Source organism: bacterium, assembly GCA_022616075.1.
GTDB lineage: Bacteria > Acidobacteriota > HRBIN11 > JAKEFK01 > JAKEFK01 > JAKEFK01.
In genome coordinates this window covers 1-16,789 of sequence record JAKEFK010000240.1, presented here as the reverse complement: position 1 = coordinate 16,789, position 16,789 = coordinate 1, and the positions used below count along the sequence as shown (strand labels likewise).

Below are 16,789 nucleotides of genomic sequence, written 5' to 3'. Positions count from 1 at the left end.
GTCTACACCGCCTCAATCGCCGGCGGCATGCTTGATTTATACTTTGTAGAGTTGATCGATGCAGCCAACAACAAAACTCGCGTTGACTTCGCCCGGATGGAGTATAAAGACGGCACTGGCGCTCTTTTACCAACAACCGGCGGCGAATATACAACCTCACAAGGAATCGTAATCGAAGTTGCAGACGGAACGTTCGATTCAGCAACTCCAGTACAACTGAAAACAGTTACACCCGATCCACAGACAGTAACCCCAACACCGCGTGACTTCACCAACATCGGCTACTTCACACTGAATCTGAACGGCGCGACTGCAAACAAACCAATCGAAGTATCTTTCCCGGTTCCGCAAGGCGTAACCGTGACTGCAGATTCGCAAATCTTCGCAGCCGTTCCCGTAGAATTTTTCGGCAAGAAAAAATGGATGCCAGTCGAGCCGTTGAAACTGGAAGACGGCATGCTGAAAACGCAATCGCCTCCATGGCCCGGAGTAAGAGCGGGCGCCGTCACACCAGATCAAGCCTATTCATTGATCCATTCAGAAGATGCTCTTTTCTTCCTGCAAGCTTCTGTAACGAGTCTTCCAGCAGTCCTGGAATGGGACAACACAGACCTGGCGGTTTACTTACGCGACGTGTACGACTTCATCATTCCCCTTCCTGTGAATCAAAACTACCGGATGACAGTGACTGATCCGGTGACAGGCCGCGTTATATTCCAGGGTCAGCCCGCCCCGCCGGCAACAGAAGCGCAAAGCATAGTTCATCTGCAAAAGCCGGTCTCAGACGACCAGAGCGCGCCATACATCATTGGCGGATCGCCGCTTCTAATCACAAGCTGGAGAGTCGGAGCAGCAAAGGGTGACATCAGACCAAACATCAGTTTCCAGACTCCCGATAGTAACGGAGATGGCGTTGCAGATATAGACGGTAGCATAACCATTACCGGGACTGCAGGAGCGCTTACACAAGACAGCTTTGTTGCAATCCGAAATAATGAAAGTGGGTTGATGGGTTCAGATGTTGCGTCCGCCACGGGCACTTTTACAGCATCCATCGCTTACAACTTTGGAGAGCCGGTCACTCTACTGCTTTCTTCAACGGAAGTAGAACCTGCGGCCGCGCTTCGTTTTAATTTTTCCGAGCCGGTCCGCAGTGCAGATCAAGTGAGCTATCCGCAGCTTCTGGAATTTTATCTGACCACAGATTCCACTAAAAAAGTTCCTTTTAATGTGGAGTTGTTACAGGCGCAGCAGATTCTTGAAATCAAGCCGCATCAGAGCCTTGAGAGCGGAAAGGAATACACGATTGTTTTTGCCGGTGTCCAGGACATCGCGCAAAACGCGATGAAAGACAAGTTCATCGTGCGCTTCAAAACAAAAGACTATCCGCTTCAATCGGGAGCAGGATCAGGGAGAGTCAATGACAGCGTCTTAATGCGAAACCACCTCATTGTTGGAAAAGACGATGGAATTGAGATTTACAGCACAGCAGATCCGCTTGATCTGAAGCTCGTTTCCAATCTTTCGATACTTGGTGGAATCAGGAGTTTTGCGCGAAATGGAAATACTGTCATCGGTGTTGGTGGCGGAGTAAATCAGTACGGGAAACTCTATCAGTTCGATTTTAGTAATTTTGAAAATCCGGTAATCACCGGTTCAATGATCTTAACCCGTTTTCTTGGCGATCCTGAAGATGACCGCGCAGGCGAGACAAATCCCATTCCGGAAGGAACACCGATAAAGGTCCTCGTGTTCGGGCAGCACGCATATATAGCAACCATCGGACTTGGTGTTCAGATTGTTGATTTAACAAAGACTTCGGTTCCAATCCACAGCTTTGCGCACAAAAAGTACGATGAGCTTGCGGTAAAAGACATTGCTCTTTATGGAAAGCCGGATGATCCTGACACTCCGACTGAGGATGAAAGCGTGCTCGATGTTGTTATGTCCGGTTCTTCGATGCATAACGATGCCAACAATACTGTAGCGTCTTTCAAAGCGGTTGACGCAAAGAAAATTTTAGCTGGTTCGCCGTGCGCCAGGGGAACCGGGACGCTGGAAGAACAGCGCTGCCAGGTATCGGCCGTAAGCTCAGGCATTATCCCCGGAACTGCGAATAATGTCGAAGTAATGCAGAATTACGAAGTCGACATCGACCAGGATGGAAGAACGGGAATAGTCGAAGATCAGGATGGTGCCGCCGTAGATGACGGAGTTGTATCAAAACGGGATGCAGCGCACACAAATCCTCGAAGCTATGAGCTGCACGACCTGGCTTTCATAGCTTCGGGAAGTTTTGGCATCCACGTGATGGATATTACAGATATCAAGGATCCAAAGCTTCTTGGCACAATCAAAGTTGGAGATGGAGTCACCGTCTTCGATCTGAAGCTCGATGTTAAGAATCTAAAACTTTACGTTCCTGTTGGAGCGGATGGGATCTATATCGTGGATGTTCAGGATCCATTCCTGATCCATCCGGATAATCCGCCCCAGGTAGTGGGAAAGATTCAGATTACAAACACGATAACGGCAGGAAACGTCACGATCGATGAAGAGCTGAACACCGTGTATGTAGCGACTCGCGATAAGGGCTTGCAATCGGTTTTGGTTGGAAACCTGAATGTCGAGATCGTCACGGACAAAAACAATGACGGGCTGTATGAGCATGTCGGAGTGATTGAATCGGAAGGGATTATGACAGGCGTGGATGTCCCGCTTCCCGAAGGAATGATTTTACCAGTGCCGTTCCCGCTTGCAGATGGAACAGTCATTCCCGCCGGAACACCACTTTCCTCGGGAATTACGATTCCCGCAAAGACATCGATTCCTCCAGGGATCCCACTATCGATTCTAGAAGGCATCCAGCCGACGAAATACTACGTGCTTGCCCAGCTCCCGTCAGCAGCAGGTGGAGCAACTGGAGAAGTAAAAGTAAAAGTTTCGTCAACGAACTTCTTTGATGGTCCAGTGAAGTTTGCGCCAGGGTTTCCAATCACTGAGTTTGAGACGGCAGTAAAATACAAAGCTCCAGTTGACGCGAATAATGACGGAGTTATTGACGAAGCAGATGGGAGTTTCAGGCTCTATGTCTCGGATCCTTTCTATATCACGGCGCATCCGCTTTTGCCAAAGAAGGAAGCGATACCAGAGGGAGCAAAAGTGCTTGGCGCCGGAGATTTTGCAAAAGTAGAGATTGACGGAAGTATCACGCAAAACCTGCTAAAAGTAACGACAGACCTTTTAAGGCAATCAAGATTTGTTAGCCGCGCGATCCGTCTCGATTTAACCGATTCAGAAAAACCGGAGTCAAAGCAGAATGCTGCAGAACACGCCGGCGCATACCTCCATTCAGGTGAGTGGACCCATTCAGCCGTAGACCTCTCGATTAAGGGGAGAGCTTTTGATTATGCATTCGGCCGCACTTATGAATCGCAGATGATTTATGACGGTCCACTTGGCCAGGGCTGGGACCACATATACTTCATGCGGCTACTGGAGCTTCCAAATGGAGATGTGATCTGGTACGACGGGGCAGGCCGCAAGGAAATCTTCCGGGTGCTTCCGCCACCTCCAGTCCCCGGGCCGCTCTTTTATCTTTCCTGGTTTGGCGAATTTGCAGAGCTGAAAAAACTTCAGGACGGAAACTTTTTGATCCATCAGCCTGACGGCACCGCATATCTCTTCAACAATTATGGACAGCTCTCGCAGATCCAGGATCGCAATCAAAACAAAATGGAGTTCCTGTATGAACCGGCCGGAAAACTTTCGGTTGTGCTCGATACGATGGGACGTTCTATCGCATACGACTACAACGATGATGGAAAGCTGAAGAGCCTGATTGACTTTGCAGGCCGAACAGTAACCTTCGATTACGATACGGAAGGGAATCACTTCTTAAAGAAAGTTACTTCACCAAAAGTCACTGGAACACCAAACGGAAATAATTTTCCAAATGGAAAAACAACGGAATATGAGTACCAGGGTGGCGACAATCTTCTGACAAAAACGAACCTCACCGTTGTTAAAAACGGAAGAAACCAGGAAGTCCTTAAGAACACGTACAACGTGCAAGACAGACTGGAAAAGCATAAGTACGGAACTTTTGAGCTGGAATTTATTTACGATGAAGCAAAGACAACGGTTAAGTATCCGACTCCTCCATCCAGACAGCATCGCTATGAGCTTGATGGAGAGGGCCGGGTCAAGAGAATGATTACACCCCTTGGTTTTGAGCCCGACAATGGTCCTGAGATAACAGGAATCACTTCTTTCGAATATAACTTTGATGGGCTGCTGACAAAAATGACTTTGCCGGAAGGCGGAGTTACCGAATATACATACGACACAACAAACCTTCTAAATCGAAGATCCCAGGGCAATCTTTTAAAACAAACTCATAAGCCCGATTCAAAGATCGATGGATTTGGAGGGCCGGCAGAGCCGATTATCACCGAATACCAGTATGAGAATATCTACAATCAGATAACATCCACCAAAGATCCGCGTGGTTTTACAACAACGATCGCGCGTGACGAACGCGGAAATCCTACAAGCATTATTCATCCGATTCCAGGTATCGCAGAAGGTTACACGTACAACAAGTTCGGGCAGGTCCAAACTGCTACGGATCCCCTGGGAAATAAAGATACCTACGAATATTTTAAGGAGGCCGAATCGGCGCCTGGCGCTTCAAGAACAACGGATCCTCAAACTGGCGGTTATCTGAAGAAAGTGACAATCGCAGCAGAGTCCACCGGAAATGAAGGACAAATCTCAGCAGGCAGCCGTACATCGCAAAGTTTTGAATATGACAACCGCGGAAACGTGATCATTGCCACTGATGGAAGGGGTATCAAAACAACAACCACGCATAATGTACTGGATCAGGTCATGGAGGTGTTTGAGGCGGCATCTAACTCAGATGATGGGCAAGACTCCTTTTCTTATCGCACCCAGTATAAATACGACGCGGATGACAATCTTATCGATGTTTTAATGGAACCAAAGGCTACCTCAGAACAAAGTCATACAGTAATCGAATACAACCAGCTCAATCAACAGACGGAAGTAAAACGATATGCAGAAGGAAATGAGCTGGTTACCAAATTCCTTTATGATGAACGCGGAAATGTTTCCGATATTACACAGCCGAAAGGAAATAACACAAAGTTTCTCTACGATGCGCGGGACTTGCTGGCCCAGAGGATTGAAGCCTTTGGCGAAGGATCGACCGAAGCAGACCCTAGCGACCCGGCTTCTCCACAACAAGGTGTTTATCAATACGAGTATGACAAAGACGGAAATTTAGCCAAAGAGATCACGCCGGATATTGCCATAGAACACAACTACGACGGTTTTGGCCGGCAGGTGAAAACAATTTTTGGTGTCGGCAATTACACCGAAAGCCGCTATGATCCATCCGGGAACGTAACGATCGCAAGAGTCAGAGACGCGCAAGATAGAGTCGTTTCCGAGACAGTAAATAAGTACGATGACCTGAATCGGTTAACGGAGCGAATCGAGAAAATCATTAAGCCTGATTTTGCCGAAGCGGGCCAGGCGAAGACCGTAATGGTTCATGACAAAAACTCGCGGGTTATCAACCATTACGATGCCAACAACGATTTAACACACTTTGTCTACGATGGACGGGATCAGCTCAGGCAGCAGATCGATGCAACGGAAAACGCGATTGAATACAGCTATGACGGAAATGGAAACCTCGTTGAAAAGAAAGAGATCGACAAAGTTGGCGTCGCATCCGAAGAGTTCCGGTGGCAATACGTTTATGACACAGCGGATCGTCTTTTCATAGAAACCGATCCTGATGCGAAGCAGAAATTTTACTACTATGATGAGCGGGGAAATCTCGCATTAACACGGGATGAAAGAGGCCAATATCGCAGTTATTCGTATGATGGACTGGATAGAAAAAAGACCGAAAGCGTTGTTTCTTTAAGCGCTGCATGCGATAACGATATCAAATTCGACTACGACGCGAACAGCAATCTGATCACCTATACGGATCCTTGCGGAAACGGAACATCCTATGTTCACGACAAACAGAATCGTCTGATTCGTGTTAATTACCCTGGTGGCATTGCAGAAAAGTACATTTACAAAACCGGGGGAAACAGGCTGGAACAGGTTGTCGAACGAACAGGAACAAGAGTCAAGCCCGTATACGATGCCAATAACCGAATCAAAGAAAAACAGATTACGCTTGCCGGAGGCACGGTTGGAACGACTTCTGAACTTTTTTCTTATGACGCCCTTGATCGCACGACGAGCGCCACAAATCCGCAAAGCCTAGTAGCTGAAATACGATTCGCTCGGAAGACTGCTGGAGGAAACACAAACCCTTCTTCCTGGCCCAAGCCACACAGTTTCAGCCACGTATGATGCAGTTGGAAACCGAACTTCGCTGACTTACCCAGGTGGTCGAATCGTTACGAGCGAGTTTGATTCGATCCGGAGGCCTAAGAACTTTTATGCAGATGCATCGCTTGTATCGGCATTCAACTATGCCGGACAGCGTCGTGTCGATTCGATGAACTTTGGAAATTTTACAACTGCGGATTTTGGCTACGACACAAAAAAGCGACTGAAAGAAATCATCTTCCGGAACGGCCAGCAAACACTTTTTGATGGAATTGGGGTTGCTTACAATGATGCCAATTATAAGACATCGCGAACTAATCTTTCACGCGGCAATATCCTGGAGACATTTACATACACCTCCAAATTGCCGGCGCAATTGAAGGAATCAAACAAACTGTACCCGCAAGGCTCGTTTAGCTCCAAGCCAAACTTCTCTTTGTTATCAGAAAAATTTGATCAGGATAATGCAGATCGTATCAATCGGTACATTGAAGCAGACCTTCCGAAGAGATTTGAATTTGATCAGGAAAATCAGCCGGGAAATATTTTAGACGAAGCAACGCAAACGGCGCTCGCAAACCATGATTACGATGCGAATGGAAATCAAATTGAGAAGCGCTATGGAAACGGTAATACGCAGCGGCGAATACAATTTGACTTCAAAAATTTACCGGTGACGGCGACAACCTTCAGCTCATCAGGGCAGCAAACGAATAGTATCAATTACACATACGACGCGCTGGGCCGGAGAATCATCAAAGCTGCAAATGGCCAGAAGACGCGATACGTCAACTTTGGTAAAGACATCATTCAGGAGAGAGATGGCAATAGTGACCAGGAAACATTCAGCTACGTCTATCAGGGAATCGATCGTCCTGTGGCAATGTTCCGCAACACAACGGATCCGACCAACAGGACGCTTTTTTACGCTACTGATGACAATGGAAATGTAACGAGCCTTACCAACGAGTCGGGTCAGGTGGTTGAGCGCTATTACTACAAAGCTTATGGTGATTTTAGAGTTACCGCAGACACCGAGCCGCCTCAAATCCTTCGTGTAAAGATAACCACAGATGGCTCTGCGCTGGAGTTCGACTTCTCAGAAGAGATGACGAATACCGCGCTTTCCAGCGTTCTAGTAAATGACGGGGCGCTGACTGGCACGGCTTCCTTCTTAGACGCCGAAAAGACAAAAATGCGCTGGGCATTCGGTCAAAACCTCCCGCAAGCAGGCGAGCAAATCGAGATCCGAGTCACCGAAACAGCACAAGATTTATCGCTTCGCAGCCTGACGCCGTTCCGCATTTTTGCAAATTACACAGCCGGTGCTGAAGTATTCGTTGCTGCAGTTTCAGATCTATACACCGGAGAAAAAATCCATTCGAAATCGACGGTCGACAATTTGCTCACTTTCCAGGGTGCGCGTTATGAACCGGAACTAAGAATGTATTACCTCAGGGCGCGCTTGCTGGACACAGAGACATTCCAATTTATCTCGGTTGATCCGGAACACTACGGCACAGGTCCAAATCTCTATGCTTTCGCCCACAATAATCCATTGTCGCTGCGTGATTCTGAAGGAACTGATGCAGGTGCTCTTCAGGCGCTTCCGGACGACTTGCACGTCGAAGAGTGGAAATACATAAATGGTTATGACAATGGCGACCCGATCGGAAGAATGGCTCTACAGAATAGAGACATCATGAGCCCCGATGAAAACTGGCCGTCCGTTTTGTTGTCAACCACTTCCCATTGTGCTGAATACGGACGTGATCATCGCACAATGTTCAATTGCACAACCAATGCACTTGAACACAGTGTTTCCTGGTCTGAAGCGGATGCAATAGCGGCACGAATTGCAAATAGAACTTTTCCGCAAAAGGGAAATAGCGATCATGCTCAATTGGCGCAAGGCATCCTGCAAGCAAAAGCACCTGTTGACATGATGGGCGCTGGCCTGGAATTGTTTTTCACCGCAGTAGTGCCGGTTGCATTTTTTGAGGGAGCGCCGATCAGATTAGCGTTGGGCAATCCTATCTTGGCGACATCGAATAAGCTCCCAATGCTTCATCTTGACAGCATCATTGCGAGAAATTACCAGCGTTATTACAATGACGCTTGGCTTCAAACAGTCAAAAGATTTAATGAGGGTGAGTTTCCAATCCATCCTAGTATGAACTGGGAGACAATCTTGGGTCAGGAAGTTGATGCAATTGCGAGGGCAAGGCTTCGAAATTCCTTACCAAAATATGGAATTTTCCGTGAGCCTGGGCCGGAGGTGATGGTCAATCGTAGATTATATGATCCGTCTGGTTCTGGAAAGTTTAGGGTGCCAGATCTAAGATTAAACACTACGAGAAGAGTGTTTGATGGAACAATAGGTGATAAACTTCTCACAGATCCACAGCCACGAGATTTTCACACTTTCACCGGTGGATATAAGGTGGAAATTATCAGGCCCCGAGTAGGACCTAAATTCAAAAAATGATCAGGCCAAATTCTTTAAAGGCGAGAACACAAGCGCTCTCGGACTTTTTCCGATACGTTTTTGCTTATGCACCGGAGTTTCCCGCTGAAGATGAAATGGATCTATTAAAAAGCTTTGAACAAATAAAAACAGATTTTGATTATTTGTTCCGTCAGTTTAAAGGCCGGGAGAACGTCCAATTTTTGAATCTCGCATATAATGAGACCGAAGAGGCGTATCAACTTTATTTTTCAGGTCAGGATAAGGGCGCCAGGAAAAGGCTTCGTTCAGCGATTGATCACTTTGATAGTTTTATAAAAGGAAAGAAAGCGACCGCCAGATTTGCAATAGACCCAGAAGGAAACGTCGGCGAGTTTTCGAAAAATAAAGGGAATTAGCTTGGTCTTTTCTGTTGTTAAGACTACTGGAAAGCTCACAGCCTTTATGCGGGTCTTGAGAAGCAAAGACAACTTACGGATCCGATACTTTTGACACGATACGAGTTTGTCAAAAAGAGACTGCAAGCCGTAAAACCATACCTGAACTAAGAGGTATTGGAAAAAATGAAATGAGCGAAGAAAAAGAAATCCCTCCACCAAAGGATCTTATTTCCAGTAGTGAACAATCAACGCTACAGCCTGCCCGACGAGAACCGTCAGAATACGATCTGAAACTGGATGCTCAGGTTGAAAGGTTTCTAGAGATGAAACAAAAGTTAACGTACTTCTTCGTAACAGCAAGTGTTGCGGTTGTTGCTTTCCTTGTGGACTTTATGGTTAAAAATCGAGAAGACATCGCCGGAGATGGCGTGGGGTTATTACTTATTATGCTTTCGTGTGTATTCGGATTATTCACGGCTGGTCTGTCTTTATCGACACTTCATGCCGAGATGCAATCACATCGGCTTCATCTTAGATATCGACATCAAAGAAAAGAGTGGGATGATCTGAAACCAGAAGAACAAATCAATTGGGATTCAATTCGAGATTGGGCAAACACTTTTCGGATCGGTTCATTTATTTCCTTATTCTTTGAGATCGCTATTGCTGTTTTTTTCTTTATGCGATTTTTTGGCTCAACCAATTAAGACCGTTAAAGGAGGATCGGTGCACCATTACGAAACTCTGACAAAAGGTGAGTTGATTAAGATAGTTGCCGATAAGGCAGGCATACCAAACCGTACCGCGACTCTCGCGTTTGAAGCAATTACCGATGAAATTACGAAGGCTCTTTCAAAAGGCAAACGTGTGGCCCTTGTTAGATTTGGAAGTTTCTCGGTTTCCAAGAGGGCGGCCCGAATGGGTCGGAATCCACTAACTAAACAAGAAATCAGAATTCCGACAAAGAAAGTCCCGAGATTTAAGCCGAGCCGGGAATTGAAAAAGCGGGTTTCGCGAAAATAAATTCCACTATAAGCGCGGATGCGCGCGTGCTTCTTCATTATAACGTTCGCTTACTTCACTGCTTCGACATCAGTGCGGTGATAACTTTGCGTTTCTAAATGCACTACATCAATCGTGCGGTTGCAGTCGTTAAGCCGAGACAGCCGATTGTAGATTGGATTCCGAGAAAATTTTGTCATTACGCGATTTAAGAGCAAGACAGGATTTTACAGCGTTTCTGATTCCAGAATATGTCATGGAGGATGAAGCTCACGAGTATATCAAGGAATGTACCAGACGACTTTTAAGAAGGAATTAGAAGGATGGTATAGAGATTCAAAGTTCTGGCCGAAGAAACGGGACTACGAGATGTTTTTGGAATGGTTTGTTGTTGAGATACATTCGGAAGTGATCGATACGATGGATACCAGGATCACCGAAAGCAAGATCTAAGAAGCTGTCATCGACGATGGCCGCACCGCTGCGGCCAAAGCGCCCGTGGCATCCGCCTTGCAATTGCTAACAAGCTTTGGTTGAAGGGGCAAGTTCTACTCCATTAGTAAGATCAGTGCAGGTGAAAGCGCGGCAAGCCGCTCGCCACGGGACTGTGCTGGCTACTTAAGGGAAAGTGCAGATTTTGGGGTTATGAAACCTTAAGTGAGAATTGAGCGGGCAGAAAAAAGACGCCAATGAGGAAGGAAAGGTGCAGTTTGGTTAAGTGAAAGCGATGGATTTAGATACGTAGCGCCACAAAACGAGAATCTACGAATAGATTAGGTGAAATAAAATAGAGGTATGGCATCATCAGGTTATCCTGATTGTAAATATGGCAAGTATGGATTTAGAAGATCAGGCAACTTCGCGATAATAATGATGACGCAAGCCGTTAAAGATGGGGCGAGAACGGACTTGGCCATCGCTGGAGGCGGGTGCCGGTTCGGTTCTGGCCGGGTCATACCTTGCTGGGATCTGCTGGCCGATGCCCTGATGAGGACGAAGGTTGTTGTAGTAATCGACATATTCCTTGAGCACGATTCGCAAGTGCTTTTCGCCAAAGAAGATGAAATGATCGGTGCACTCCCGGCGGAGGGTTCCGATTAGGCGTTCACAATGCGAATTTGCTGTGGGCGTTCGATACGGAGTGCGAAGTAGTTCGATATTGAGGCGATCTTTCAGATTCTTACTGAAAGATCCGCCGAACTTATTGTCGCGATCGCAAACAATATACTTTGGCGCGGGATGGTCCCAGGTGGCCTGCAGAATCTGCTGACAACTCCAGTCTGCTGTGGGATGTTGCGTATTCCGGTGAAACCGGCCGCTGATTCCGGTGATTCCGGACACTTTCAGGACAGTGCGGAACTGGATGTTGTTATTTTAGATTGAGTGTCCGGAACGGGTCAATCATTTACCTCCTTTTTCCTTGCGTTTTATCCGCTGTGTTTTGCCGGTGCAAACGCTCATGTAAAAATGACCCACTAACGCTCATTTAGATTTGACCCCCCTATGGGTGGTCAACAGATGAGTGTCTTGGGGAAAGCGGAGTGAGCGAGGGTGTTTTTTACCCGAGCGAACGGAGCTTTTCCCAAGACGGTGTCGGCCGATGGCTGGGACCACCCATTCTCCTTTTAACCTTTAGGCCCCAGAATGTTTCTAGTTCCGGTATACCGGAGCAGGAGGCAATGGGGATGATCAAATGGGAGCAATGGATGGAAATCAAAGATCTTAAGAATCAAGGTCATTCGATACGAGCGATTGAGCGAATGACGGGTCAATCAAGAAATACAATTCGCAGGGTTTTGCAGCAGACTCAGCCGGCAGCGTTTTCGAAACCGGAAAGAGACTCGAAACTGGATGAATTCAAAGATTATATCCGAGGGCGATATGAGGAATGTGCTCTTTCGGCGGTAAGACTCTTACAGGAGATCCGCCCCATGGGGTATACCGGATCGATTCAAACGCTGCGCCGTTATCTACACGGTTTTCGGCAAAGGAGAAAAGCGATAGCCAGGGCTACGGTTCGCTTCGAAACTGCGCCAGGAGCGCAAGGGCAGGTAGATTGGGGATACTGCGGCCAGTTTCCCAATTCGGTCGGACAGCTGGTGCGCGTGTACGTTTTTGTGATGGTGCTTGGATTTTCACGAATGATGTATGTGCGTTTTACTTCATCAATGAAACTTCCGGTCATGATCGACTGCCATCTGTCGGCGTTCCGTTATCTTGGCGGCTGGACACGCTCACTTTTGTTTGACAACATGAAGCAGATCAAGATCAGTGCCAATGAATGGAATGCGCTCTTTCTGGATTTTGCCAATCATTACGGAATCGTTCCCAAAACACATAAGCCTTATTGGCCCCGGACCAAAGGGAAAGTGGAGCGCGGCGTCGATTATGTAAAGGACAATTTTCTCAACGGCAGAAGCTTTGTTGATTTTGAGGATCTGAATGCGCAAGGTCTTCACTGGCTCGATCACACCGCAAATGTGCGAATCCATAGCACAACACAAAGACGTCCTGTGGATCTGCTGTCAGAAGAAAGTTTGATTCCCTATACTTCCGCTCCGCCCTATCAAATGGCGCAGCGGGCGCTGCGCAAAGTGGATTGCGAAAGCTTCGTTCGTTTTGAGCGCAGCAGATATTGGGTACCTCCGGAAAACATCGGAAAAACCGTTTTGGTAGTTCATCAGAATGGAAAAATCACAATTCGCTGCAACGATCTAATCATTGCTGAACACGCTGCCGCACAAAAGCAGGGATCCTGCATCGCGCAACCGGATCAGTTAGCCGAGATTTGGAAATTCACATTGAACCGTTCAAGAAAAGATCCGGTTCCCCACTGGGACCTTACTTTTGACCAATCCGTGGCAACGCACTCGCTTGCAGGTTACGAAGAGGTGGCAAAATGAGCATACCGTTTGAAGAAAAAGCATCTGCTGGATTGATTAAGCTTGGGTTGAAAGTGGCGGCCGATCATCTGGATTCAGCGGCCCAGCAAGCAGCCGCCGGGGCTTGGTCCTACAGTCATTTTTTGGGCTATCTACTTGAAGGTGAGCTGACCGAAAGGTACCGCAAGACGGTTGAGTTGAATATCCAGCTTTCGCACTTGCCCTATCTAAAAAGACTGCAGGATTTTGATTTTTCCGCCCAGCCTGGATTAGATAGCCGCTTGATTGACGAACTGGCTACGGGACGTTTTCTTTCTGAAGGAAGAAACATTGTTTTCCTGGGACCTCCGGGCGTGGGAAAAACTCATTTGGCAATTTCTCTGGCACTTATGGCAGCTGAACTTGGTAATCGAATTTACTTCACTACCGCAATCGAATTGGCCCGACGACTCTCGCAGGCCCTTGCTGAAAATCGTGTTCACCGCGAAATGCATAACATGACCAGACCCAAACTTTTACTGATCGATGAAGTAGGATATTTAGCCTTCAATTCCACACAAGCGAGCCTGCTTTTTCAGGTCATTTCGCAGCGCTACGAAAAAAGCGGTCCTACAATTCTTACTTCTAACAAAGCCTTCAGCGACTGGGGCGAGATTTTTGCCGGGGATGCTGTAATGGCCTCCGCCGCATTGGATCGTTTGCTTCATCGCTGCACGGTCATCAATATTCGGGGCGATTCCTACCGTATGAAAGAAAGACGACAGGCCGGAACTGATCCAGAGTCGGTCAGGGAGGTGAAACGCAAAAAAGAAAAATCAGAGAAATGAACTATCTAATATTTTTTTCTCTTGGGTGGGTCAATTCTGATGAGCGAAAAAGGGTCAAATCTTCGTGAGCGTTGACACATTCACAGGGTAAGTTTCAGCAAGGCACATGCCTTCGGTCGTCCTCGTTTGCTTTGCCGCATTTAGCTCATCCGGATTCTATGGTGGTAGGGAAAGTCTTGTGCCTCACGTTCAGGGCGGCCCTCCGCTTTCGCGGCAGAAAATTGTCGCTTTGCGGAGCAAAAGCAACGCCAGCACAAAAAGCGTGCTGTCATTGCTTTTGCAGAAATCTCCGCAAAGCCGCACTGCCGAGCCGGCCCTTTCGCAAAGACGTCTGAAATACAGCTTGCAATTACTAATAAGATCGTAGAATCACGTAAGCTTCTTCCCTCTCCAATCTTTTTTCGCCAAACCAAGTTTGGGCAAGCTGTCTTCCAGGTGTGCCGGGCATGTTCGACTATTTTCAGGGTGCAAGTCCCTGATCCAACCTGATGGAGGTGAAGGATAGAGAAGCGCAAGGGTGTAGCCGCGAGGTTGCATCTGGAGGAAGCGTGGAACAAAAGTGCGAGCCGATGAACAAAAACCGGATGAGGCGTGGGTGCCGGACGAGCGGGCTTGGAACCGTGAAGTCCATATCCATCAAGGGCATCAGCGTAGATTCGGCGGTTGTGCACGGAAGGTAGTCGAGCTTACCTCGGGAGATCTGCCGTCTGTTCGCGGGAGCGAACTGAGGAGAGCGAAAGCGATCCTGACCAGGCGGCAGAAGTCAGCAGAGACCGGTGGAACGCGGAACCATTAATCAGCCAATCAGGCAACTACAATCTTGCGATCAAGGCGACCGATCTGGCCGGAAATGAATCAACCATACAGGTTTCCTTCATCATCGATTCAGTTCCTCCGGTAATTGCCGTCGGAGCATCTCCCGAATACTCAAACGTCCCGATAACTCCTTCCATCGAAATCATTGAAGAGAATCCAGTCACCATCACATATAAACTCGACACCTATCCATACACACCGGGCACTCACATAAGCGGAGAAGGTCAACACATTCTGGAAGTCTTACTTTTTGATCTTTGGGGCAGATAGGATTCCTGCTATTTTCAGCGCGTTTGGCCATCCGCCCAGAAACTTCATGACGCTATTGTAAAGCGCATAATCTCTCGATGGGCCGAATACCAGGTCTCTTGAGTGAATTCCCAGTCCCATAAAATAGCGTTTTCGGATTTGGGCGATCGTTTCGTCACGGTTGGCATAGCGGCGCTGACCTCTAACTTGCGATCTTGAGAGGCCCAGAGGCGGATAACAATCGTAATAATTTTGAAAGTATTTCAATACCATTTTGAAAAGCCGGCGGTCATCCTCTCTAAGGATATAACGCACAAGAGATAACCTGCTTTTCAATCTTTTTTTTAACGCTAGTATCACTTTGCTGCGACTGCTTAAGTCCCGATGATCTTTCGGATGAATGGCGCGGTATTTCATACCGGCAGCATTCGCTGCTGCCGTCCAGCCGCGAAATAGTCGTCTAACAACTTTACCGTACTCGCGACGCAATCTCTGAATGGCCGGCGCTCGCTTCTCTTCAGACAGCGATGCAGTCTTTCGAATCGCCCGCAGCACTTTTCCTCTATCTGACTTGCTATACGGCCTTCGTCGTATCCGGATCTTTTCCGGATCGATTCCGGCTGCCTCAAGAGCTGCTGAATAAGAGCCAAATATTCTGTGGGCGGCATTGCAGAGGCGCAGGTCCTCTTTATAAAGCGCGCGGTGATTCAGAGGTAACCCGGAGCTCTTGCGCTTTCGTAATTCAGCGATAACATCGGCACTGTTATATTTAATTCTCCGGTCCTGCAGGCGAATTTGTTCCACATCTAAGCCGGCCTTCTTTAAAGCCTCATCCCAACTTCCAAAATACTTCGTGACCGCACCTTCAAACGCGCGATCATTTTCGTACACATATTTGGCGTTGAGGGGATACCCTTTGCGGTGCAGTTCGTAAATTCTGTCTAACATGTACTCAGGAGACCAGATGCTCTCCCAGTGTTGCATCAGGGGATTTTTTGAAAGTAATGCAGGACTTCTTTTGGCACGCAGAGCTTCCGACTGTATGAATTCACCAGAATAATCTGACAGGTATTCTTCCGAAGTCACTCCGTGACGCGGCAAGTGAAGGGTAAGACTCTTTAGTTCCTTCTCGCATATTTTGCAGCTGACTGTCTGCAACAGTTCAGTATGAATCCGTTGGTAGTCTAAACCGGACTCAGTAATCGCCCGAGCCCACCCCCAAAATGGCTGGATCGCGTAAACCTTTCTGATGAGATCGGGATGTAGACGCTGCACGGCGGATATGTTCAGCGGTTCTCCCTTAAAATGCAAATTTCTGATCTTAAGGCATATCTCGCGTTTCCCTTTTGTGAGATGTTGATTTTGTTTGACTATCATTTTCTTGGGTTTATTTTAAGCGGACTTCCCGTAAGTACCAAAGTTACGTGATTTTGGGATCACTCATTCGCCCTTATTCTCGACGAGAAGAGAAGCGGGGGCGAACGATGGTGAGGTTCACCATACGGGCAGAGATTGAAACGGGAGAGGATGAGCCCGTAAACGCCCGATCCGGCAGTGTTTTGGCGGCCGAAGTACAGGGATCCCCTACTGACAACTTCTTACCCGAAATAGTGTGCGGCGCGGCCGCCTCTATTCCCAGCACCGATGCAAGGTCGAAAACTCGGAAGAGGGGCAACCTCTATTCGGTTAATATTTATGCCGATTTCAGCTTCATATATACTGACCCGCGATGACCTCTCCTTCCGTCGTAGATCTAAAGCGATGGACCAGCTGTTCCATCCT

Annotated in this window: 11 protein-coding genes; 9 read left to right on the top strand and 2 right to left on the bottom strand. The window is 47.6% G+C overall.

Features of this window, described 5'->3' with window-relative positions; all coding sequences use genetic code 11:
• Positions 1-27: 27 nt before the first annotated feature.
• The 6 genes from L0156_19940 to L0156_19915 all read left to right on the top strand — a co-directional run bounded on the left by L0156_19940 (position 28) and on the right by L0156_19915 (position 10,686).
• On the top strand, positions 28-6,405 hold the full coding sequence (locus L0156_19940) for a DUF6531 domain-containing protein (GenBank protein MCI0605264.1): 6,378 nt from the start codon (positions 28-30) through the stop codon (positions 6,403-6,405).
• A gap of 148 nt (positions 6,406-6,553) precedes the next feature.
• Positions 6,554-8,872: a hypothetical protein gene (locus tag L0156_19935; protein MCI0605263.1), complete on the top strand. Its 2,319-nt coding sequence runs from the start codon at positions 6,554-6,556 to the stop codon at positions 8,870-8,872.
• Positions 8,869-9,249, top strand: coding sequence for a hypothetical protein (locus L0156_19930; GenBank protein ID MCI0605262.1), 381 nt, complete (start codon positions 8,869-8,871; stop codon positions 9,247-9,249). Before L0156_19935 ends, L0156_19930 begins: the two co-directional genes overlap by 4 nt.
• A 170-nt stretch (positions 9,250-9,419) precedes the next feature.
• Positions 9,420-9,938: a hypothetical protein gene (locus L0156_19925; protein ID MCI0605261.1), complete on the top strand. Its 519-nt coding sequence runs from the start codon at positions 9,420-9,422 to the stop codon at positions 9,936-9,938.
• A gap of 37 nt (positions 9,939-9,975) precedes the next feature.
• Positions 9,976-10,254 (top strand): HU family DNA-binding protein, encoded by a 279-nt coding sequence (locus L0156_19920; GenBank protein MCI0605260.1) that lies wholly within the window; start codon positions 9,976-9,978, stop codon positions 10,252-10,254.
• A 267-nt stretch (positions 10,255-10,521) separates the two neighbouring features.
• Complete coding sequence (locus tag L0156_19915; GenBank protein MCI0605259.1) at positions 10,522-10,686, top strand: hypothetical protein; 165 nt, start codon at positions 10,522-10,524, stop codon at positions 10,684-10,686.
• A gap of 396 nt (positions 10,687-11,082) precedes the next feature.
• Here the strand turns inward: L0156_19915 and L0156_19910 are convergent, their stop codons facing one another.
• The gene (locus L0156_19910; protein ID MCI0605258.1) at positions 11,083-11,574 is read right to left on the bottom strand and encodes a transposase; all 492 of its coding nucleotides are present in this window, start codon (positions 11,572-11,574) and stop codon (positions 11,083-11,085) included.
• A gap of 344 nt (positions 11,575-11,918) precedes the next feature.
• Between L0156_19910 and istA the strand changes: the two genes are divergently transcribed.
• From istA to L0156_19895, 3 genes are all read left to right on the top strand, one after another.
• Positions 11,919-13,136 carry an IS21 family transposase gene (istA, locus tag L0156_19905; GenBank protein ID MCI0605257.1) on the top strand — a complete coding sequence of 406 codons (1,218 nt, stop codon included), beginning with the start codon at positions 11,919-11,921 and terminating at the stop codon, positions 13,134-13,136.
• The gene (istB, locus tag L0156_19900; GenBank protein MCI0605256.1) at positions 13,133-13,942 is read left to right on the top strand and encodes an IS21-like element helper ATPase IstB; all 810 of its coding nucleotides are present in this window, start codon (positions 13,133-13,135) and stop codon (positions 13,940-13,942) included. Before istA ends, istB begins: the two co-directional genes overlap by 4 nt.
• Positions 13,943-14,605: 663 nt before the next feature.
• Entirely contained in the window at positions 14,606-15,028 is a 423-nt protein-coding gene (locus L0156_19895) for a hypothetical protein (protein MCI0605255.1), read from the top strand.
• Here the strand turns inward: L0156_19895 and L0156_19890 are convergent.
• Positions 15,002-16,384: a MucR family transcriptional regulator gene (locus L0156_19890; GenBank protein ID MCI0605254.1), complete on the bottom strand. Its 1,383-nt coding sequence runs from the start codon at positions 16,382-16,384 to the stop codon at positions 15,002-15,004. The two genes, L0156_19895 and L0156_19890, sit on opposite strands and share 27 nt — an antisense overlap.
• Positions 16,385-16,789: the final 405 nt, after the last annotated feature.

Coding starts and splice junctions, on each gene's coding strand:
- L0156_19940 (MCI0605264.1), top strand. CDS start 28: ATGCTTGATTTATACTTTGTAGAGTTGATCGATGCAGCCAACAACAAA.
- L0156_19935 (MCI0605263.1), top strand. CDS start 6,554: ATGAACTTTGGAAATTTTACAACTGCGGATTTTGGCTACGACACAAAA.
- L0156_19930 (MCI0605262.1), top strand. CDS start 8,869: ATGATCAGGCCAAATTCTTTAAAGGCGAGAACACAAGCGCTCTCGGAC.
- L0156_19925 (MCI0605261.1), top strand. CDS start 9,420: ATGAGCGAAGAAAAAGAAATCCCTCCACCAAAGGATCTTATTTCCAGT.
- L0156_19915 (MCI0605259.1), top strand. CDS start 10,522: ATGTACCAGACGACTTTTAAGAAGGAATTAGAAGGATGGTATAGAGAT.
- istA (MCI0605257.1), top strand. CDS start 11,919: ATGATCAAATGGGAGCAATGGATGGAAATCAAAGATCTTAAGAATCAA.
- istB (MCI0605256.1), top strand. CDS start 13,133: ATGAGCATACCGTTTGAAGAAAAAGCATCTGCTGGATTGATTAAGCTT.
- L0156_19890 (MCI0605254.1), bottom strand. CDS start 16,384: ATGATAGTCAAACAAAATCAACATCTCACAAAAGGGAAACGCGAGATA.